The 20,984-nt window shown below is 39.1% G+C and carries 14 protein-coding genes; 4 read left to right on the top strand and 10 right to left on the bottom strand.

The window, feature by feature from the left end; translation table 11 throughout:
• Positions 1-172 precede the first annotated feature (172 nt).
• Positions 173-997 (top strand): RteC domain-containing protein, encoded by an 825-nt coding sequence (locus tag BM192_RS16605; RefSeq protein WP_037438523.1) that lies wholly within the window; start codon positions 173-175, stop codon positions 995-997.
• Positions 998-999: 2 nt separating this feature from the next.
• Here the strand turns inward: BM192_RS16605 and BM192_RS16610 are convergent, their stop codons facing one another.
• Positions 1,000-6,426 (bottom strand): N-6 DNA methylase, encoded by a 5,427-nt coding sequence (locus BM192_RS16610; RefSeq protein WP_037438525.1) that lies wholly within the window; start codon positions 6,424-6,426, stop codon positions 1,000-1,002.
• Positions 6,413-6,850, bottom strand: coding sequence for a DUF1896 domain-containing protein (locus tag BM192_RS16615; protein WP_037438527.1), 438 nt, complete (start codon positions 6,848-6,850; stop codon positions 6,413-6,415). The genes BM192_RS16610 and BM192_RS16615 overlap by 14 nt, the downstream gene beginning before the upstream one ends.
• 195 nt (positions 6,851-7,045) lie before the next feature.
• Here BM192_RS16615 and BM192_RS16620 point away from each other — a divergent pair, with 195 nt between their 5' ends.
• On the top strand, positions 7,046-9,070 hold the full coding sequence (locus BM192_RS16620) for a hypothetical protein (RefSeq protein ID WP_074964054.1): 2,025 nt from the start codon (positions 7,046-7,048) through the stop codon (positions 9,068-9,070).
• Positions 9,071-9,079: 9 nt separating this feature from the next.
• Here BM192_RS16620 and BM192_RS16625 read toward each other — a convergent pair whose 3' ends face one another.
• From BM192_RS16625 to BM192_RS16655, 7 genes are all read right to left on the bottom strand, one after another.
• Positions 9,080-9,970 carry an ORF6N domain-containing protein gene (locus BM192_RS16625; protein WP_037441081.1) on the bottom strand — a complete coding sequence of 297 codons (891 nt, stop codon included), beginning with the start codon at positions 9,968-9,970 and terminating at the stop codon, positions 9,080-9,082.
• Positions 9,970-12,054, bottom strand: coding sequence for a type IA DNA topoisomerase (locus tag BM192_RS16630; protein WP_037441084.1), 2,085 nt, complete (start codon positions 12,052-12,054; stop codon positions 9,970-9,972). Before BM192_RS16630 ends, BM192_RS16625 begins: the two co-directional genes overlap by 1 nt.
• 3 nt (positions 12,055-12,057) lie before the next feature.
• Complete coding sequence (locus BM192_RS16635; protein WP_037441086.1) at positions 12,058-13,524, bottom strand: DUF3945 domain-containing protein; 1,467 nt, start codon at positions 13,522-13,524, stop codon at positions 12,058-12,060.
• Between the two features lie 84 nt (positions 13,525-13,608).
• Complete coding sequence (locus tag BM192_RS16640; RefSeq protein WP_455430250.1) at positions 13,609-13,902, bottom strand: helix-turn-helix domain-containing protein; 294 nt, start codon at positions 13,900-13,902, stop codon at positions 13,609-13,611.
• Positions 13,903-13,941: 39 nt separating this feature from the next.
• The gene (locus BM192_RS16645) at positions 13,942-14,295 is read right to left on the bottom strand and encodes a helix-turn-helix domain-containing protein (RefSeq protein WP_037441091.1); all 354 of its coding nucleotides are present in this window, start codon (positions 14,293-14,295) and stop codon (positions 13,942-13,944) included.
• Positions 14,296-14,546: 251 nt separating this feature from the next.
• A complete protein-coding gene (locus tag BM192_RS16650) occupies positions 14,547-15,392 on the bottom strand; it encodes an RteC domain-containing protein (protein WP_034871388.1) in 846 nt (281 codons plus the stop codon).
• 372 nt (positions 15,393-15,764) lie between these two features.
• Positions 15,765-15,986 (bottom strand): AtpZ/AtpI family protein, encoded by a 222-nt coding sequence (locus BM192_RS16655; RefSeq protein ID WP_037441098.1) that lies wholly within the window; start codon positions 15,984-15,986, stop codon positions 15,765-15,767.
• A gap of 263 nt (positions 15,987-16,249) precedes the next feature.
• On the opposite strand from BM192_RS16655, the gene BM192_RS16660 reads away from it, so the two are divergent.
• Both BM192_RS16660 and uvrC read left to right on the top strand, forming a co-directional pair.
• Positions 16,250-18,475 carry a penicillin-binding protein 1A gene (locus BM192_RS16660; protein ID WP_037441094.1) on the top strand — a complete coding sequence of 742 codons (2,226 nt, stop codon included), beginning with the start codon at positions 16,250-16,252 and terminating at the stop codon, positions 18,473-18,475.
• Entirely contained in the window at positions 18,476-20,281 is a 1,806-nt protein-coding gene (uvrC, locus tag BM192_RS16665; protein ID WP_037441096.1) for an excinuclease ABC subunit UvrC, read from the top strand.
• A gap of 438 nt (positions 20,282-20,719) precedes the next feature.
• Here the strand turns inward: uvrC and BM192_RS16670 are convergent.
• A partial coding sequence (locus tag BM192_RS16670; protein WP_139218455.1) for an integrase core domain-containing protein occupies positions 20,720-20,984 on the bottom strand: 265 nt, incomplete at its 5' end.

The raw sequence follows: 20,984 nt of genomic DNA on the forward strand, positions 1-20,984 counted from the left end.
CCGTTTCAATTAGGTTTAGATCTAATTGCTATTGAGATAAATATTTTAGTATTAGAAGCAAACTCTAATTATGATAAATGACTAGGTACTCGAATAACAATTGCTTACTATTTCGAGTATCTGGTTTATTTCAAAATTTTCAAAAGCGTAATTAACGAAAATAAGAGATTGTATGGACAAGTTATATCATGAAACATATCTTAAATTGGAAACTGCAATCCAGGAACTGGAGATTGAAAGTGACTGCCCTATAAAAAGAATTGAAGCGGTTATACAGCTTGTCATTCAAAGTCTTTCGGATTTAAAGAAGTTTGTATTGAAAAACGACTTTAAGAATACAGAAGAAGAAATCCATTTTTTCAAGTATCAGAAACCTATTATTGTTTCAAAGCTCATTTATTATAACGCCGTTTATAAAATCGAAACCAAAAAGCCTTACGGAGAGAAGCAAATAAAAAAGTTCCTCAACAAAGAATTGAACAAGCTCAAAAAATTCTTTGACAGCAACATTGATTTTTACAAGTATTACCGTAGTGGCAACTCTTTTCTCGATGAGAATTTTTTTATTCGGGGCAAACACGATATAAGGTTGTGGTTAGATACGTTTTATTTTGAAGCCGACCACCGTTTTTCCACTTCCCACGACTATAAGGTCGCTAAGATATTGGCAAACGATTTAATACAAGTTTATCTTGAAGACCAGCTAAATAACAAACATTATAAGAAAGCAAATAGTAAATCTCCTTTGAGCTGGACGGGAAGTAAAACAGCATTAACCGAGTTGATTTATGCACTCTACGCACAAGGTGTATTCAACAACGGAAATACCGATATAAAACTAATTGCCAAAACATTTGAAAGCACATTTAATATTGATTTGGGCGATTTCTACCATACGTTTATGGAATTGAAAGCCCGTAAAATTAACCGAACGAAATTCCTTGACATCCTGTGCGAAGCCCTGATAAAGAAAATGGACGAGCAAAACGAGAAGTAATACTATAATACCCCTCTTGGCAAATAAGTACCTTTCGTCCGTACAATATTCTCCGAAATGTTTGGAGTTTCTTTCTGTTTTTCGATTTGTTCCACAGGTTCTTCTTTAGGTTCCGGAGTGATAGACAACTGTATCTTCCGTTCAACGGCAGCCAGTTCCGTTTTGAGTTCGCTCAATCGGCTCTCTTTAGACCACATACCGTTTACCACGTTCTGAAGAACAGGTAAATCCTTCTGTATTTCCGCAATTTTCTTTTGCTCCTGCTCGATATAGCCCGGCAATTTCTCCAGTGCATTAAGAAAGTTCATAGCCGCCAGCTTCTCATCTTTAGCAATTAAACCGTTGTTGTAGGTATATTTGATATTGCCCTCTCCCTGCACTAAAAAGCGGTTTACCCGTATATCCACGCCCTCCTTTTCGGACATTTCGGTTTTGACATACAAGGTAAATCCGTACAGGCTTCCTATTTCTTCATACTGACCTCCGGTGCGGGCTTTGTCCGCAAGCTGGTTAAGCTTTGCACCGATTTGTTTTATATCCGCATTGGGCGGTAAACCGTCCAACTGTACAGGATTTGCAATTGTACCATCCGAACGTTTTTGAATACGCCCTTGTAGATTATTCCAATCAAGGCTCATACGGTCAAAGCGGGATTGGGCTTTATCAAGTTCAGCCGTATAGTCTTCCAATTTGTACTTCGCACTATACTTTGAACGGTTGAACGCCTGTTTTTCGCTTTCTAACCCCGCAATCTGTTTTTCTAATTTAGCTTTATCCAACAGGTCGGTATTTCCTGATAGGATAGCCACATATTCCGAAAAATTCATTCCCGATTTTTCGTCCATACTGCCCTCGTCAATGGTTCGTTTGCCGAGATTGTTGTTTTTCAATTGGTCTATGAATAGTTGTTTATTGTATAGTAGGTTAAACTTATAGCTGTCCAATGATTTTTCTACGGCATAGATAATCACATCTACTTTATTACCTGCGAAGAACTTGGCAATTTCATTGCCTTTGCGAACAGCTCTGCCGTCCCTTTGGGCAAGGTCACTTGGTCGCCACGGTGTATCCAAATGGTGAACAGCAACGGCTCTTTTTTGTGCGTTAACTCCTGTGCCCAACATACTTGTAGAACCGAAAAGTATGCGGATTTTACCTTCATTCATTCCTTTGATAAGCTCTTTGCGTTGCTTGTCATTTTTTGCTTCCTGAATAAAACGTACTTCGTTCGCAGGGATACCGTGGTCTTCCACAAGCTTGCGTTTGATTTCGGAATACACATTCCATTCGCCTGGCTTGTAGGTTCCCAAATCGGAGAAAACAAACTGCGTTCCTTTTTGTGCATTATATTGGTTGTAATATTTAGCAATGTTGTCCGCACAATGCGAAGCCTTATTGTCGGGGTGGTCATCATACGCACCGCTTACCATCCGCATATCCAAAGACATCTTACGGGCATAATCAGTAGCGATGAGCATTTTTGCCTTTTCTTCAGATGGAGATAAAGGAGCTCTTCCTAATAAAGAAGCATTTCCCGATTTGGCAAATTCCATTAGTTTTTGAATAAACACTTCCTGATCGGGTGTAGGTGGTATGTTATATAATACCTCATTCTTGTTAGGGCGGTCAATGCCTATATCCTTAGCCGTTCGGTAATCCGTTATTTCTGAATAGAATTGCGCCAACTCCGGCACTTTGATAAAATAGCGGAAACGTTCTTTTGCAACAATATTATTGGCAACCGAAAATTCATAATCGGTTGTTTTCCTTGCGTAAATAGCAGCCCAGGCATCAAAAGAATGAATGCCCTGTTTTTCCATTGCTCTTGGTCTGAGGTATTTGAATAATAGGTACAGTTCGGTTAACGAATTACTGATGGTCGTTCCCGAAAGAAAGGTTGCTCCCATATCCGCATTGATACGTTCCTGAATGGTACGAATAGCAAATAGTAGGTTGATTGCCTTTTGGCTTCCGTCCACATTACCCAATCCTGCTACTCTTGAATGCCTTGTATTGAACATCAGGTTTTTGAATTGATGACTTTCATCCACAAATAAATGGTCTATACCCATCATCTTAAAATCTACCACATCATCTTTACGATTTTCAATATCGTGTTGCAGGGTTTTGAGTTTGACTTCGAGGTTTTCTTTTCGCTTGATTACACCGGCAAGCATTCCTCTGGTCACTTCCTTGCCTTGCGATTGCAGGGCATCAAGGTTACGCTCTACGCTGTCCAATTCAATTTCTAAGATTTCCTTCTGAATTTCGGGAGATTGCGGTATCATTCCAAATTGGTCGTGTGTGAGAATAACACAATCCCAATCGTTGTTTTTAATGTCGCCAAAAATACGTTGGCGTTTTTGGGGTGTAAAATCTTCTTTGCCCGGAAACAATATTTTTGCGTGTGGATAAGCGGTGCGGTAAGCTTCGGCAATTTCGTGGACATTGCTTTTTAGCCCGATAATCATAGGTTTATGAGCCAACCCTAAACGCTTCATTTCCTGTGCTGCCGTACACATTACGAGCGTCTTTCCTGCACCTACTTCGTGGTCGCAGATTGCACCGTTGTTCAGCTTTATCATCCAAACCGTGTCCTTTTGGCTGGAATACAAATCTTCAATTCCGAGTGCTTTGCGGTCTAACCCAGGAAAGTTCTGGTGAGTTCCGTCGTAATTCGGACGGACAAAGCAGTTAAACGTGTCGTTGTATTTGTCGGTAAGCCTTGTTTTAAATTCATCATTTTGGGCATGAAGCCAGTCTGTAAAAGCGGTTCGGATTTCATCAATCTTGGTATTCGCCATTTGTATGGCTTCCATATCCCGTACCTTGACTTCTTGATCGCCAACCATCACTTTTTTAGTAATATCAGGCGTAGTATTGACAAGGGCGTGTTTGAGCAGAGCAATCCCGTCAAACGTCCGGCTTTCAGCTTTTACGGCGTATTTATCCCATATATGAACATTCTTTTGTTTACAGCTTACAGAAAAATCATCAGAACTCTCCGAGTAATGAATGTTCACCTCCGTATCAAAAAGATGTGAAGCAAACCGGCCATAAATACCAGTGGGTATCCAACGCTCGCCGAGGTTAAAATCCAATTCTTCAAACTCAATTCGTCTTGGTCGGGCTTCTTCCAAAACGGTAAGGCTTGCTTTAGCCTGTGCATCATCGGGATTACTTTCGAGATACGCTTTGACTTCCTGGGCTTTTTCCACAACGTTACCTGCAATCCAGCGTTCGGATATCTCGTATTTCTTTTGTAAAGGATTGTAATAAATACGACCGTGTAAGGCTTCTTTCAAAGCGTCATCAGTCATACCGCTGATTTCGGACATATAATCCAAATCCACGTTTCCGTACTTATTGAGCGAGGCCGCTAATGCTTCTTCGGGATTGTCCGTTGTTATGGTTAAGGTAGAAAAACTTACAGGGCGACTGAATATATCGGCCTTGTGTACCACGCCACCAACCACACGTTCCAGATAAGGTATTTCCTTTCCGGAACTATCCGTTTTGATGAGCTTGATATTATCGGCACTGTTGAGGTTTCCGTGCCTTTTGACAAAGGCATCGTAAAGGCGGTTAAGCGTTTCCCTTTCTTCCTTGTATTCGGTCTGAAACTTTGCCTCTTTATTATAAAGGTCTTGGTAAACATCACGTACAGCAATGTACGCTTCGGCTCTTGCTTTCTGTAAGGTCGGTAACTGCAAAGGGTGGAAAACTGCCGTACCGTCTGATGTATCTACATCTTGCAGATGACCGACCCAACCATTATCCACAACAAGACAATCGTTACGGTGGTACGATTGCAGTTCGCCACTATAAGGAGCAGGTTCGGGAATGGTATTGGGAACGGCTGGCTTATCAGCTTGGCCATTCCCGTTTATTCCCGAAAACAGGTCGCCGATGGCTTCTTGTTTTTTACCGTTGGTTGATGTGCTTCCGTTGGCAGTTCTATTGGTAATCGGAGGCGTATAAGGTTGCTGCATCGCACTGCTGAACAGGTCAGGTTGGCGACCTATTGCACCTCTTCTTTTGTTGGTGCTTTGCCTTTTAACTTGTGTCGTTTTTTTGGGTGGAGCAGCAACCATTACAGGCTCGTCCACATTTTCAAACAAGTCGAAAATGCTTAGTTGCTTTAGTTCCTGGGGACTTTCCCGATTGATTATAGGAACAGATAAAGATTGTATTTCCGGTTGAATGGTTACAGGTTCGATAACCGGAGGTGTAACCGTTGGTTCAATCGGAATTTGTATTACAGGCTCATCGTTTCGTTCGCCTTTATATAAACTCAAATTCAGGTGCTTTCCAAAATCATCCGTAAGCATTTGTTTGAGGTCTTTAGCAATTCCCTCAACGCCGTCTTTGTGCGTATAAATTAATGCTGGTTTTCCATAAGGGTCGGTATCTAATTTGCGGTCTGTATGTACAATTCTTGTGCTGTCCTGAAAAAAAGCATTGCCAGGCGTATTGTATTCTGTTTGCTTGCTCTGACAAAAGAGTTCTTCCGCTACTGTCAAATTTTGTTTTGCCGTATTTTTTTGAAGGATAATCAAATCACTGCCAACTTCCGTTCCTGCATATTCAGTAAACAAATTGTTGGACAATCTGACCAACGAAACCAAATTGTTATCCTGCATTAATGCTCTGCGTATCGGTTCGTTCTTTGGGCTGTTTAAAATTCCTTGTGAAGTAATGTAAACTAACAAACCGCCTTCACGGAGCATATCAGTACCTTTCAGGAAAAAGTAATTGTGTATGCTTCTAGCAGCCTGTACTTTAGTTGTGTCTTTGCTTCTGGAATAAGAAAGGTCAAATACAGATGTATCGCCGAACGGTATGTTACTCGCAACCACATCATAGCTGTTTTGTTCCTTTTCTGGGATTTCCTCAAAACCACTTATTCGGATATTACTTTTCGGATAAAGCTGTTTTAAAATCTTGCCTGTGAGCAAATCCTTTTCATAAGCGGTAACATTTACCAATTGATTTTCCGAAAAGGACTGTATGAATGAGCCAATCCCTGCTGATGGTTCAAGAAATTTATCGATTTTCAGACCGCTTTCATTTAAGCTTGCTGAAATCTCATCTATGACCTGTGGCGGTGTATAGAAAGCCGTAAGCACAGAAATTTTCATACTATCTACATACCTGCGGTATTGCTTTTCGTCTTCGGAATTTTCTTTGAGTAGTCGGTGTAGTTCCTGCGTAATTGGGAAAAATTCGTGTTCCGTTTTTCTCCAATGATTGATGTCTATTTCATTCGCTATTGGGTTCAGAACGAATTTAAGACCGCCAAATCCGCTGTATTGCATCATTAGCAGTCTTTCGCCTACGGTGGCTTGTCGTTTCTCCTTTTCAAGTTTAAAAGCAATTCGTAGGGCATCAATGTTCTGTTGGAGATGTTGGCGTTTACTGAAGCCCATTTTCGGCTATCCATATTGCGATGGTTCCGGTTATTTCGGTATAGAGCAGGTCGTACTCTGTCTTATAAGCGAAATCATCGGTTAGTTGGTAGCCAGAGAAAACAGGCTCACAAACCGGGAACATTTTCAGGGCGAACGATCGCAGTTCCTCATCTGCCATTATGGTATCAAACTCATTGCATACCACTTGAAACACAGTGTCAAATTTGGAGAAGTGCAAGCCCTCAAACAGAATATAGTTGGCTATTTCATTACATTTTTCAATGCTATTTCCTGATTGAAAAGCACCTTCGTAAGCGTTGGTAGCCCACGAGGAACGTTGCTCAATAAATTTTTGGTCGTTTGCTTTTTCGGGGAAGCTGGTGTTTAATAATTCTTGCAGTCGTAATCTGAAATACGATAGGTCTTTTTGTTGTGTATTCATACTATAATTTTGTTTTGAATTTTACTTGAAACTCAAAATTATAGCAGTAGATAAGAGCCTTTAAAAATGTGGCAGGGTTTGGCTTTGAGAGGATGAGTTTGACGCAAAATTTAATAAAAATAATTATGACCTTACAGATAATCATAAAATTTAGTTTGCTTATATTTAACCTCTATTAAAAATCTTATTTGCACTATGGAGGTACCAGTAAAAAATTTAGTTGAAACAGTAGATTTGACAGCGGAAGATGTTCTTCTTCCTATGTTAGAATGTGTTGTTAATTCTATAATTAGTCTCCAAAAGTCTCAATTACCAGCAAACGAAAAGAAAATTCAAATTCAAATTACCAGAGGTGATTTGCCGGAGAAACTTAACTTTGACAATGTCAAAACAATTTCAGGATTTAAAGTTATTGATAACGGAGTAGGTTTTAATAATAACAATTACAAATCATTTCAAACTCCATTTTCACAAATTAACAAGGACTTTGGCTGTAAAGGAATAGGTAGATTTACAGTTCTTGCTGCGTACAAAGATTTTCTTGTAGACAGCAATTATTTAGAAGATACTACTTGGTATATTAGAAAATTTCGGTTTTCTACTGAAAAAGAGTTGGAAATAATTGAGTTTGGTAACTCTCAAGCTGAACAAGCGAAAACTGTTGTCGAAATTCAGAATTGCACTAATCATATTCTAATTGAAAAATCTGCTATTTCATTACTTCAAATAAGTGAAAGTATTATGCAGCATTGCTTTATATACTATTTGAATAATTCTTTGCCAAGAATTGAAGTTATTGATTTAGAAAACAATGAGGTAGAGGTTATCAACGAATTATTTCAAAAAGTATCAAAAGAAAAAGAGAGAGACTTCTCTTTAAAAGAAGAGGATTTTAAGTTCTATATTACAAAAACATTGAAAGAAGGTAATCGAAAAAATAATTACCTATATTACTGTGCAAACAACAGGACAGTTGGAAATCCTAAAAATATTAAGAACATCAATTCTATTTTCTCTTACCCTGTCTTAATAGATAATGAGTATTATTTTTTTGATATTTATGTTGTTTCTGAGTATTTAAATAAAAAAGTCTTTAAAACAAGAAATGGATTTAATATCCCGAAAGAAAGAGAAAATCTTTTGTTTGACGATGATAATACAATTACATTTCAAGATATTGAAGAATATATATCTTCAATCTTGGAAGTCGAATATGATAATTTTGTGAAGACGGCTAGACATAAAAATATCGAAAATGTTAAATACTATATTTCTCATAAAGCACCAAGATTTAATAGTTTTCTAAAAAATCCAGAAATCCTAAACTCAATACCACCAAATCTAAGCGAAGATAAACTGGAAGAGCACCTGTATAAAATTTCCTTTAATGCTAGAAGAAAGGTTGAAAATAACATAGAAAGATTTATAAAAACAAAAGAAGTAAACGAAGATGCTATTGGTCAAATAATAAATGATATTAAAGCAAAGACAGCTTATGATGTAGATAGTTTAGCTGATTATATGATGAGAAGAAAAGCTATTATCAATTTATTTGACAAATTTTTGGATGCTGATGAAAACGGAGATTATAAACTTGAAGAAGATGTCCATAATTTGATATTTCCTTTAGGGTTAACAAACAATGATTTAGAATATGAAAACCATAATTTATGGATTTTAGATGAACGATTTATTTCATATAAGTTTATTGCTTCTGATAAATCTATCACTTCATTCTCACAAACAAAAAGTAGAAAAGAAACAGATTTAATATTGATTGATAATCCACAAATGTTTAATAATCCAATCAGTTTTGGCGATAAAGCTAGTGGTGAGGTAAATTCTATGGTTATTTTCGAGTTTAAAAGACCTGGAGATGTTGCACATCAAAAGAACAAAACGGATTATAGATGGGAGTTTTCAGAACTTGTAGAACCTTACTTCGAGGAGTTTATTTATCAGCCAATTAAAAAAAACTATAAGGGAAATCAAATCATTTTAAAAGAAACAACTCCAAAATTTGGTTACATAATCCTAGATTTTATTCCAGAACCTCTAGCAAGATACAATAAGAACAAAGGTTGGAAAGCTACTCCTTTTGGGACTTATTTCAAGATAGAGGCTGAACTTAATTTACATTTGGAAGTAATGACTTTCAGGCAACTTCTTGATGCTTCCAAGCAAAGACATAATCCATTTTTTGATAAGCTATTTACATAAAATAGTTTTTTAATTCGAATTATGTAACAAACTTAACATTCTTACAACCTCAACATCCATCCTCGAAAAGGCAAACCATTTTTTGCCCAAGTCTTTCAGGGATGCTCCGATATGGTAAAGTTCCGTGTCGTCAATAATCAAAAAACGGTCGTGAGCATCAGAGAAAAGCTCAATTTCAATAGCTGGATATTGGCTGCTGTATCGTTGCAGATCAAGTTGTAATTGGTTATTGATATTTTTGGTGTAAATCTTGGCAGTTACTGACTGCTCACGCTTTCCGAGCAATGTGAGGACTGTATCGTCAACATAATTATCAATGAGTATAATGGAAATTTTGGCACTTCGGATAATATCGGAAACAAAGGTATAAGCATCGAAAATCTGTCCGTTGCAAAAGATACCTTTGTCGCTTTGGAGCTTGTCGCTTTCCAAAGCCTTAAAAATCTCTTCAAATTTTTGGTCAGCTTCTAATTGTTTCAGTTCAATTTTATCCAGACGATGAAAAAGCGAAGCATTGCTCATTAGCATTCTCCGCATTTCTACAAAAGCATTCATAATCTCAATGCTGACCTTTATAGCTACCGTTGAACGGAGTACCGAAGCCAGCATTGCAATACCTTGTTCAGTGAAAACGTAGGGCAGATAACGCCTGCCACCATAATTCAAACTTGAGGTCACAATTTGTGACCTCAAGTTGATGGTATCAAATTCCTGCTGTGCCAATTGGAAACGAAAGCTTTCAGGGAAACGATTTGCATTACGTTTTACTGCCTGATTGAAGACTTTTGTTTCTACCTGATAAATACTTGCAAGGTCGCTGTCGAGCATCACTTGTTGCCCTCTTACAGTATAGATTTGATTTTCTATTTCCTTGCTGGTAATGATAAGTTTATTTTCCATCACTTTTTGTAGCTTTTATTTTTATCAAACTCAAAGGAACTTTCGGCATTTTCATTCAACACGATATAAGCATCGAATTTTTTTCCTGCTTTGCTTTTCATTCCTTTGATAAGTGAAGTTTTCTTTTTATTGACAAGATTTTCAATATCGGTTATGCCGATTTGTATACCACACACATTACGGAACTGAACCCAATTACAAGCCTCATCAGTACACTTCACGATTTTATCACGGATAATGAGTTGCTGGCTTTTGCATTTCGGGCAAATGAGTTTTGGCAAGTTGTTTTGGGCAATGGAAGTCTGCAACAGCTCATTGGTAATAGATGAGGCGTAATTTTCCATTTCCTTTTGAAACACCCTTGCATCTGCTTCGTTGTTTTCGATTTTCTGCAATGTGAGTTCCCATTCGGCTGTCATTGCCACGTCTGCAATTTTGCGATTTTTGACTAATTCGTAAACCTGTAATCCTTTCTCAGTTGGTATTAAAGATTTCTTATCTCGTTGGATATAATTTCGAGTAAACAGGGTTTCGATGATGGAGGCCCTTGTAGCGGGAGTGCCGATACCGATGTTTTGCAACGCTTTCCGTTCTTCTTCATTTTCTATTTCTCTTCCAGCACTTTCCATAGCTGATAAAAGTCCTGCCTCGGTATAAAGTACAGGTGGTTTGGTTTTCTTTTCGAGAACGGAAGCTTCTTTTATTTTGAGTTCATCGCCCTTATTTAGTTCAGGTAAATCCTGTACAGGCTCAATATCATCATCGGAGAAATTCCCTTTGATGGAACGCCAACCAGGTTCAATTATCTTACAGCCTTTTGCGGTAAAATCATAATGCAATGACTGTAAAGCAACATCGGTTATCTCCTTGATGCAGGCTTGTGAAAGGGCTTCGAGCAATCGAAAGGCAATCATATCATAAACGGAATTTTCCTTTGCATTCAGTGCTGAAGGAATTTTATCTGTAATCAACAAACCGTGGTGATCGGTAACACGCAAATCGTTCACAATACGTTTATTGAAGCGACCCCATTTCATTTTTGTAATCGCTTGTTTGCAGCTTTCTCTGTCCTGTAAAGCCCTTACAAGATTGGGGATTTCTGCCCACATATCCTCAGGAATATATTTGCTTCCGGTACGTGGATAAGTGATAAACTTCTTTTCATAGAGGCTTTGAGCAATATTTAGGGTTTCGTCAGCAGACAAATTCAGTTTTTTATTGGCTTCTTTCTGCAATCCGGTAAGATCGAATAGCAAAGGCGGTTGTTCCGTAACGCTTTTGGTTTCTACTGATGTAATTGTTGTAGTTTCGTTTCGTTGAATGGCTTTCAGCGTATCAACGGCAAGTTTTTGGTCTTCCCATTTTGTTTTGGAAATACTTTTAAAATCTATCAACTCTTTATTATGCGATAGCTGTATCTGCCAATAATTCTTAACCTTGAAATTCTTGTTTTCCAAATAACGTTTGCATATCAAAGCCAAGGTAGGCGTTTGCACTCTTCCGAGGGAATAGATACCATTTCCTGCGGCAATGCTCAATGCTTGTGTTGCATTAATGCCTACCAACCAATCAGCTCGGCTTCTGCCTTGTGCTGCTTGGTATAATCCGTCAAATTCTTTTCCTTGTTTTAGGTTTTCAAATCCTTGCTTGATGGCTTTTTCGGTCAACGAACTTATCCAAAGCCGTTCAAACGGTTTGTTGCATTTCAGGTATTCGTAGATGTAACGAAATATCAATTCGCCTTCACGGCCTGCATCGGTAGCCACAATAATGCTCTCGCTTTTATTGAAAAGCTGTTCAATAATTTTTAGTTGCTTTAACGCTCCTGTATCGGCTGTATAGCCTTTATCTTTTTTTACTTTGCGAACAGTTAATAAAAAAGAATTGGGTAAAATTGGTAACGCTGTTTTATCAAATCCCGAAATTCCATAATCTTCGGGCATTCCCAACCCTATTAAATGTCCGAATGCCCAGGTAACAAAATAGCCGTTGCCTGTAAGGTAGCCCTCCTTTTTATCAGATGCTCCCAAAAGTCCGGCTATTTCCCTTGCTACGCTTGGTTTTTCTGCAATGATTGTTTTCATACTTTAAGATATTTTTTTGCCTCTGGTTTTTGCTGGAGTTTTGGGCTTTTCCTGTTGTTCCTGCTGTTGTTTGTTTTTCGGTGTTTGTTGACCATACTTCAAAGGCTCTTTGATATTTTTGGTCGCTTCATTGGTCTTGCCCTCCGAATTGACAGCAGTTTGCGTTTTATGGGCTTCGGTTGGTTTTACTCTTTCCTTGTATTGATTTGGAAATTCAAAATTGGTTTTTCCATTTTCTTTATTGAAAGTGATATAACCTTGATATGGTTGCCCTTTTTTATCTTTCAATCCATCAATGTAGATGGTTTGACCGGCTTTAAAATCCTTATGTTGATCATCGGTCAATTCTTTACCTCTGAATGTTTTTGGAGCTTCCTGAGATTGGTTTTGCTGATTGTTTTGAGTTTGTCCATTGCTTTGGGTTTGCCTGTTAGAATTGTTGCGGTCAAACAGAAACTCCACATATCGCTTGTCTGCATTGAATTGTACTGTTGCCGAAAATTCTGTTCCTTTGGTAGAAATCATACCCTCTAACTTTAGCGGTTTACCCTCCATTAAGGTTTGTTTCTGGGCATCGTCCAATTTCACGCCTTTAATTTCATCTGGAACTTTTATAAAATCCGTCCTCAATGCAATTACATCATTCGTTAGTCTGTCTATACTGATAATGGAAGGCATCAGTTCGCCAGTTTTGGAATTTTTCAAATCTACCACACGCCCCATATTACCAGTTTCGAGCAGGTTCTTTTTGTCTTCATCCGTAAACTTGTGCCCGAAAAATTCAAAATGCAAATTGGGTTCTTTTTTGATGCCGTGTATTCCTACCACAACTTTTCCGTCTTCGGCTTGCTGTAAAGACAAGCGGGCATCTGTACGAAGAATTGTACCACCGAGGTTGACACCAATCGGTAAGAGTTCATTCGTTTTGTAACCTTTCAATAAAGGTTCAAGTAGGTTTCTCTTTTCAAGGTATTCCTTGCTTAATCCGAGATTGGTCATAGTATCCCAATCAATCTGCTCCGGTTTGTAGCGGTATTCGCTTGCTTGCTGTGTTGTTTCTGTTGTTGCCATATTATTTTGATTTACTTGTTTTTTATCCGATTGCTGTTCTATTTTTACTTCGTGCTCTTTCATTATTTTTTCGCCTTCAGGAGTTGGCTTGTCAACCTGCTTTTGCATTTCCTGTGCTTTTTCAACAGCGACAGGTGCAGGCACTTTAAAGAATGAAAAATTGGTAGGGTTCTTTAGCTGGCTGAAAAAATTGGAGAAGAAGTTCGAAAAGAAATCACCACTTTTGTCCACACGCATAAACTGGTTTTGGTTTTTCTTCGTGGGATCAACAGTTTCCATTTTCCCGTTTTCGTCTATACTCTTTACGGCTTGGATTTTCATTTTTTCTTTATCCAGCACCAGCAATATGTCCGATAACTGTTCGGGCATTTCCTGCTTATTTGTTGTTTCTTCACTCATAGTCTGAAAATTTTAAAATTCAATGCCGAATGTAAAGGAAGCCTTCACTGAATTGCATTACTTGGCACTCAAAGGCAGTGTTTGTCACTTATTGACGTTCATCTTAATTGTGGGTGGGTTAAAGCTATCTCTGATGAATTGATGAACATCAGACAATTTGTAATAAAGCTTTCCACTAATAGTATAATAGGGCAGTTTGCCGATGGAGCGATACCGTTGCAGGGAACGGTTGCTGATTTTCAGCATCTGAAGTAAATCCTGGTTATCGAGCAGTTCCTCGCCATCTATGCTATTACGTTTCTTCTGTAAATCATCTATATTATCGCCCAGCATATCAAGACGTCCCATTAAGCGTTCCATCCACGCCAAAAATTCCATTCTGTCAATATTCATAATGATATTTTTAAGGGTTCATACCTATTTTTTATCTGTCTTTAGCTTTCTGCCTTTTTCTATATAGCTTTTACCTTTTGCCATAAGCTCCTGTACAAATTCCTCACTACTCTGTATGGTGTTGGCATTAAGCATATCTTTTATGGATCCCATGGTGTAGAAATATTGACCGTAGATTTTTGAATAACTAATCTCGCCTTTGGTTCTCATACGCCATAAGGTTTTTTCGCTGATATGCAGGTATTGGCATACCTCGTGGTTATTGAGCCACAGGTCATCATAGCTTTTATCTTCCTGTCTTTTCAAATAGTCGGCAATGGCATTGATACGGCTATTTAGCTGTATCCACACGTCTTCTTCGATGGTTATTATTTTCATTGCATAGCTTTTTAAAGTTCACTATGCAAAATTGTGAAAGGTGGCAGTGTTTGTCTGCCAAGCCTTGCCAATTGGTTTGTCTGTTTTTTTAAAATTTTTACAATTAGGGAAAACCCTTGTTTAACAAGGTTTTTATGGGATTTTGGATATTTTGTAATGAAGTTTTGAGAGCATTTGCCAATTGGCAGATATGGGCAAAGAAAAAAGCAGTACGTTTTGGTACTGCTTTCAAACGGTTATTTTTGATATAGCTAAAGGTCTTTATCCATATATTCTTCGAGGGATATTTTGAGTTGGTCTAAAAATGCAGTTCTTGAACCTGCTCTTGTTTTCATTCGGTGGAAAGAATGATGAATATCATTTAAGGGAGTTCGGAATAGCACTTGAAAAATCAAAGCTAATTTTCGGATGCCTATTTTTCCGTATGCAATGGAATTTGAAGCATACAGAGCATATATCAGTTCGATAAGTGCATTTTGAGAATTGGTCCACGAAATATCCTTGTTTGTATCTAAATTTTGTAATATTGTATCGGGATTTTCTTCAGGATTTATTTTAGTAAGAGTGTAAGTATAAAGTAGTTCATTGGCAATAATATGTGCTATTTTGTTGTCGTAATATGTGGAGAAGCTAAGGTCAATTTCAAATACGCCACTCTTTAATCCATCGTGATAGTTAATCTTTCCGAGCCTGAAATAAGTGTGATCACGGTCGGTTCTGCCAGCACGGTAATATCTGTAGAAATCTTCATTGCAAATACTTTCTTTATATTCTAACTTGAGATTTTTTAAAACATTTTCATAATAACTTTGATGTATTTTACCATTACTCACGGGACAGGTAGTTTCTATCCGAAATACTTTATTGTAATAAATAAGTTTTCCAAGGATTTGCGGTTTAACATTCTTAAAGAAATCAACCTCTTGATCTTCATTTAAAAATCCAACTTGCAATACTTCAGTTTTAATAGCACACAACATTTCATTTAGAAACAAAGTCATTTGATATGCTTCATCAGATGACCTTATCATTTGAGAAGAAATTTTGTCCTCCTTATGCCGAATTTCTGATAATATTTTACTCAATATAATTTCCATAGCATAGATGTTTTTAAAGTTTACAGAATTTTATTCAGAACTCATCTAGTTCTTGGTATGCCAAAATTTGGAAATAATATTGAAACCAACACCACAGGTTCCCCCATATTGGGAAAGATTTTTTTGAATATTGTGTGCAAAAAGGGTAAAGCCTTATAGACTTTACCCTTTTATTTATTAAATTTGCAAAGATGATTTACAAGGTAATTCAATGAAAGTAAGCGCAGTGTGCACCATTACTAAATCGTTACCGATAAGGTTTTCAACTTTTGTAAACTGCTCTTTATTAGCCAATTTTGGCTATATTAATCTTTTTTTACAAAAGTATTAAAAGGATTCTGCACATCCAGTCAATTTTTGTAATTTGATAAGCTAACTATCTTTATTGTTCAGTTGCCGGACCACCTGATAAAGAGAAATAATCACACCTATAAGCCCGAAAATAGCCATACAGACTGGTTTCGCATTCTTCAGATATTCGTCCAGTTTATACCCTCCGAACGCAAATATGCCTATGGTAGCCAGCATCTGAAAACCCAGACCTGAGTATTTTACGAAATTCGTTGTATTTTTCTTATTTTCCTGTTCTTCCATAAAGTTTAATGGCAGCTCGCCCGTACCGCTAAAGATACAGCGCTCGCCGAAGGAATGCAAAACCCGGCACAACGGATTTGAAAAATGCGTGTTTACCCGCCAAAACAGCACCGAATACAGTTTAGAGCGCTCTTTAATAGAAATTGATAATGACCAAAGATATATCTTCGGAACTTTAGTAGTTTTGCAGAGGTTAATTTTACTCCGGCTTTATCTCAGTAAAGAAACCATTATTCAGAATTCTACAAAAACAATTATACACAATGACCAAAAATATTTCAGCTGCGGAGATAAAAAGATATAACCTGACCCTCTGGAAATTACTGATTGGAGGATTGATCCTTTTCTCACTCTTCATTGTCGCTTTGGGTTTTGGCTTGTTCGGCACATTGCCTTCTTTCCGTGATATTGAACATCCTAAAAGCAACCAGGCAACAGAGATCCTTACCGAAGACAAACGTGTACTAGGCACTTACTTTGTGCAGAACCGGTCCAATGTTACTTATCCGGAAATCTCCCCGAATGTCATCAATGCACTGATCTCTACGGAAGATACTCGTTTCAAAGACCACTCAGGAATAGATTTTAAAAGGACATTTACTATCATATTCTATAATCTGATTGGTAAAAAGCAAGGTGCAAGTACCATTACCCAGCAACTTGCATTAAACCTTTTTTCTGAAGAAGGCCGCCAGCGCAATTTCGCTAAAAGACTGATGCAGAAATTCCAGGAGTGGATTGTGGCTGTTAAGCTGGAGCGGAACTATACGAAAGAAGAAATTATTACGATGTATCTGAATACCGTTGATTTCGGTAACCAGGCTTATGGAATTAAATCGGCAGCGAGAGTATATTTCAATACTACTCCCGATAAATTAACCGTACCACAGGCTGCAACACTGGTTGGCCTGCAGAAGGGAATTACGCGTTACTCACCTACCCGTAATCCGGAAAGATCCCTGGCCAGAAGGAATACAGTAATGGCTAACATGGTGAAAGAAGATATGCTTACGCCACAGGAATTCGAGCAGGAAAGACAACAGCCACTGAACCTCAAGTTTAGTGCTGCAACTGTGAATGACGGGATCGCCCCTTATTTCCGGGCAGTATTAAAAAGTGATATCAAAAAAATATTCCTGGAACGTTCTATTGTAAAAGCCGATGGTACACCTTATGATCTGGACAGAGATGGTCTGCGTATTATTACAACGATCAACTATGATATGCAGGTCTATGCTGAAGCAGCACAGAAAGAAGCTATGAAAGTTTTGCAGGATCAGTTTACCCAAAGCTGGAAGGGGAAAAATCCATTTAAAGGCAACGAAATGCAGATCGAACAAGGTATCAAGCGTTCCGATCGTTATAAAGCATTGCAACTGGAAGGTAAATCTGACGAAGAAATCAAAGCAGATTTTAATACGCCGACCAAACTGAGCATTTTTACCTGGAAAGGTAATATTGACACGCTGATGAAACCAGTGGATTCTGTTAAATACTATAAATTATTATTGCGTAACGCCATGATGGCAATGGATCCAAAAACAGGTTATGTGAAAGCATGGGTTGGCGGCATCAACTACGAACACTTTAAATATGACCAGGTTAAAATGGGTACCCGCCAGGTGGGTTCCACTGCTAAACCATTTACTTATTCTGTCGCCATAGAAAATGGTTATTCTCCCTGCTTCCAGGTACTGAATGAGCCGGTTACCATAGAAGTTCCGGGCAGTGCGCCATGGACTCCTAAATCGGGCGGAACATTACCGGGTTATGTAACTTTGCAGAAGGCGCTTGCTTACTCGCAAAACTATATTGCAGCGTACCTGATGAAACAGGTTGGTCCTACCGCTGTAGCTACACTGGCCAAGAGAATGGGCATCACCTCTAATGTACCCGCGTATCCGTCGATTGCCCTGGGTAGTTTTGACGCCTCAGTATTTGATATGGTGGGTGCCTACAGTGTTTTTGCAAATAAAGGAATCTGGACACAGCCTACCTATATCCTGAGGATAGAAGATAAAAATGGTGTCGTACTATTTAGTCAGACACCACAGAAACATCCGGCTATGAGCGAAGATGTGGCTTATGTAATGACCAGAATGCTCGAGGGCGTTGTGAAGAACGGTTATGGCTACAGCCTGATTAGTAAATATGGAATTACTACGCCTGTAGGTGGAAAAACAGGTACTACACAAAACAATTCTGACGGCTGGTTCGTTGGCATTACGCCAGATCTGGTTGCCGGTGTATGGACAGGCTGTGAAGACAGGGCATTTCACTTTATCAGTACCAGACAGGGTGAGGGTGCCAAAACTGCGCTTCCTATCTTCGGTGGATTCCTGAAAAAGGTGTATGCCAATCCGAAACTCAAAGTTGGCCGGGGAGATTTTGAACTCCCTAAAAACGGGGTTTCTATCACTTATGACTGCAACCAATATCAGCAGCAGCAAACAGACACCACAGAACTGGACGAGAAGTTAGGGTTTTAAATGAGCATTTTTGATCACAGGAAAGCATTAGCAGATATACCACACCGCCCCGGCGTTTACCAGTACTGGGACGCTGAGGATACTTTGATTTATATCGGCAAGGCAAAGGACCTGCGTAACCGCGTAGGCTCCTATTTCAATCAGGATAACCAGATGAATGGTAAGACGCGCGTCCTGGTTTCCAGAATCCGTCGAATCAGTTTTACTATTGTCGATACGGAAATTGATGCCTGGCTGCTGGAAAACAGTCTGATCAAAAAACATCAGCCGCGTTATAATATTATGCTCAAGGATGATAAGACCTACCCATGGATTATTATCAAGAAAGAAGCTTTCCCACGTGTTTTCTGGACCCGTAAAATGATTAAAGATGGCTCAACCTATTTCGGGCCATACGCCTCCGTAGGTATGATGCATACTATCCTGGAGCTGATTAAAGAAACATATCCCCTGCGGACATGTAACCTGCCACTCAGCCCTGAGAATATTGCTGCAGGTAAATTTAAAGTTTGCCTGGAGTATCAGATTGGTAACTGCAAAGGCCCTTGCCAGGCGCATCAGTCTTTACCAGATTATGAGGACAGCATCTCTGAAATTAAAGATATCCTGAACGGTAAGATCGGCAACGTGATCCGTGAGGTAAAACAAATCATCAAAACTGCTGTAGAAGACCTTAACTTCGAGCTTGCACACCTCTACCAGAAGAAGCTGCAGGTACTGGAAAAATACCAGAGTAAATCTACCGTGGTTAACAGTTCCATTACCAATGTTGATGTAGTGAGCATAGCTTCCGACGAACGCTATGCATTCGTGAATTACCTGAAGATCATGAATGGCAGCATTATCCAGACCCAAACCATTGAGATTAAAAAGAAGCTTGATGAATCGGATGAAGAGTTGCTGAGCATTGCGATCACGGAATTCCGCACTAAATTCAACAGTACTTCCCGCGAAATTATCGTTCCTTTTGAACTGAACCTGACTGACGAGAATCTTAAGTTTACCGTCCCTAAATTAGGAGAGAAAAAGAACCTGCTGGACCTGAGCCATAAGAACGTGCTCTTCTTCAAAAAAGAAAAGCTGAACCAGTACGAGAAACTTAACCCGGACCTTCGCACAGACCGCATCCTGGCACAGATGCAAAAAGATCTGATGCTGACACAGCTTCCTGTGCATATCGAATGTTTTGATAACTCGAACTTCCAGGGGCAGTACCCTGTATCTGCAATCGTAGTTTTCAAAGACGCTAAACCTTCCAAAAAAGATTACCGCCACTTCAACGTTAAAACCGTCGAAGGGCCAAACGATTTCGCTACCATGGAGGAAGCCGTTTACAGACGCTATAAACGCATGCTGGACGAAGGCGACCCGTTACCTCAACTCATTATCATTGACGGCGGCAAGGGTCAGCTAAGCTCTGCTGTGAGCAGCCTGAAAAAACTGGGCATCCATAACCAGGTAACGATTATCGGTATCGCCAAAAGGCTCGAAGAACTCTACTACCCCGGCGACAGCTATCCCCTGCACCTGGATAAGAAATCCGAGACGCTTAAAGTTATTCAGCAACTGCGTGATGAGGCCCACCGTTTTGGCATCACCTTTCACCGAAAAAAACGAGACCAGGGAACCCTCAAAACCGAACTCGAAGCTATTCCCGGCATCGGCAAAACCACCGCAGACAAATTGCTGCGCCAATTCAAATCCGTCAAAAGAATTAAACTGGCAACCGAAGCTGAACTCGCCGCGGTCCTGAACAAAAGTCAGGTACAAACCTTGCTCAAATACTTCAGTAACCCAGCAACTTAAAAAACTCTGCCTACCAATTTCTCATACGATGTCATTCGGGTCTGATTCGATCCACACCCTCCATATTTACACCTTTCCCTACATCAACCCCATCAACTTGTGGGTTCTTGTGGGTAAGATGTGAGTTCTTGTAGGTAAACTGTGGGTTCCAGTCGAAAAACACCAATGCGAGACCTGAATGAAACCAAAGCAAGACCCGAATGAAACCAAAGGATATCTCAATCCACTAAACTGGAAATTTGCCCTTCTCCGGGTCGACCTCGGGTCAGGTCCGGGTCGAACTCACCTGTTCTTCGGGTTCCAGTCGAACAATACCACCATATGGCCCGAATAAAACCAAAACATCAGCATATGAATGTCTTATCCTGAAATGGCTATACAGTTTACTGAATTAATTTTAGATAGACTATACACGCAAATTTGTTATTCCTGTATCAATTATACAAGTTGCTTTTCATTTGGTTTGCACCATTTAGGTTTCCATCTTTTTTTCAATGGCCCGTGTTTCAGGTGTGCCTGCTCTGGAGTTAGATAATCACAACTAGCATGGGGCCTTAATTGATTATAGGTTTGGATATTTTCTCTTATCTTTTGGGTAGTTTCCCTAAAACCAACTTTTGAGCTATGCAAATCAAATTCTGATTTTAGTATCCCGTTTACCCTTTCTGCAATGGCATTTTCATAAGGACTTCCATTCTCGGTC

The sequence above is a fragment of the Pedobacter antarcticus genome (assembly GCF_900112985.1).
Taxonomy (GTDB): Bacteria; Bacteroidota; Bacteroidia; order Sphingobacteriales; family Sphingobacteriaceae; genus Pedobacter; species Pedobacter antarcticus.

What these genes read in the sequence shown, in the direction of transcription:
- BM192_RS16605 (WP_037438523.1), top strand. Translation starts at nt 173, where the DNA reads ATGGACAAGTTATATCATGAAACATATCTTAAATTGGAAACTGCAATC.
- BM192_RS16610 (WP_037438525.1), bottom strand. Translation starts at nt 6,426, where the DNA reads ATGGGCTTCAGTAAACGCCAACATCTCCAACAGAACATTGATGCCCTA.
- BM192_RS16615 (WP_037438527.1), bottom strand. Translation starts at nt 6,850, where the DNA reads ATGAATACACAACAAAAAGACCTATCGTATTTCAGATTACGACTGCAA.
- BM192_RS16620 (WP_074964054.1), top strand. Translation starts at nt 7,046, where the DNA reads ATGGAGGTACCAGTAAAAAATTTAGTTGAAACAGTAGATTTGACAGCG.
- BM192_RS16625 (WP_037441081.1), bottom strand. Translation starts at nt 9,970, where the DNA reads ATGGAAAATAAACTTATCATTACCAGCAAGGAAATAGAAAATCAAATC.
- BM192_RS16630 (WP_037441084.1), bottom strand. Translation starts at nt 12,054, where the DNA reads ATGAAAACAATCATTGCAGAAAAACCAAGCGTAGCAAGGGAAATAGCC.
- BM192_RS16635 (WP_037441086.1), bottom strand. Translation starts at nt 13,524, where the DNA reads ATGAGTGAAGAAACAACAAATAAGCAGGAAATGCCCGAACAGTTATCG.
- BM192_RS16640 (WP_455430250.1), bottom strand. Translation starts at nt 13,902, where the DNA reads ATGGAATTTTTGGCGTGGATGGAACGCTTAATGGGACGTCTTGATATG.
- BM192_RS16645 (WP_037441091.1), bottom strand. Translation starts at nt 14,295, where the DNA reads ATGAAAATAATAACCATCGAAGAAGACGTGTGGATACAGCTAAATAGC.
- BM192_RS16650 (WP_034871388.1), bottom strand. Translation starts at nt 15,392, where the DNA reads ATGGAAATTATATTGAGTAAAATATTATCAGAAATTCGGCATAAGGAG.
- BM192_RS16655 (WP_037441098.1), bottom strand. Translation starts at nt 15,986, where the DNA reads ATGGAAGAACAGGAAAATAAGAAAAATACAACGAATTTCGTAAAATAC.
- BM192_RS16660 (WP_037441094.1), top strand. Translation starts at nt 16,250, where the DNA reads ATGACCAAAAATATTTCAGCTGCGGAGATAAAAAGATATAACCTGACC.
- uvrC (WP_037441096.1), top strand. Translation starts at nt 18,476, where the DNA reads ATGAGCATTTTTGATCACAGGAAAGCATTAGCAGATATACCACACCGC.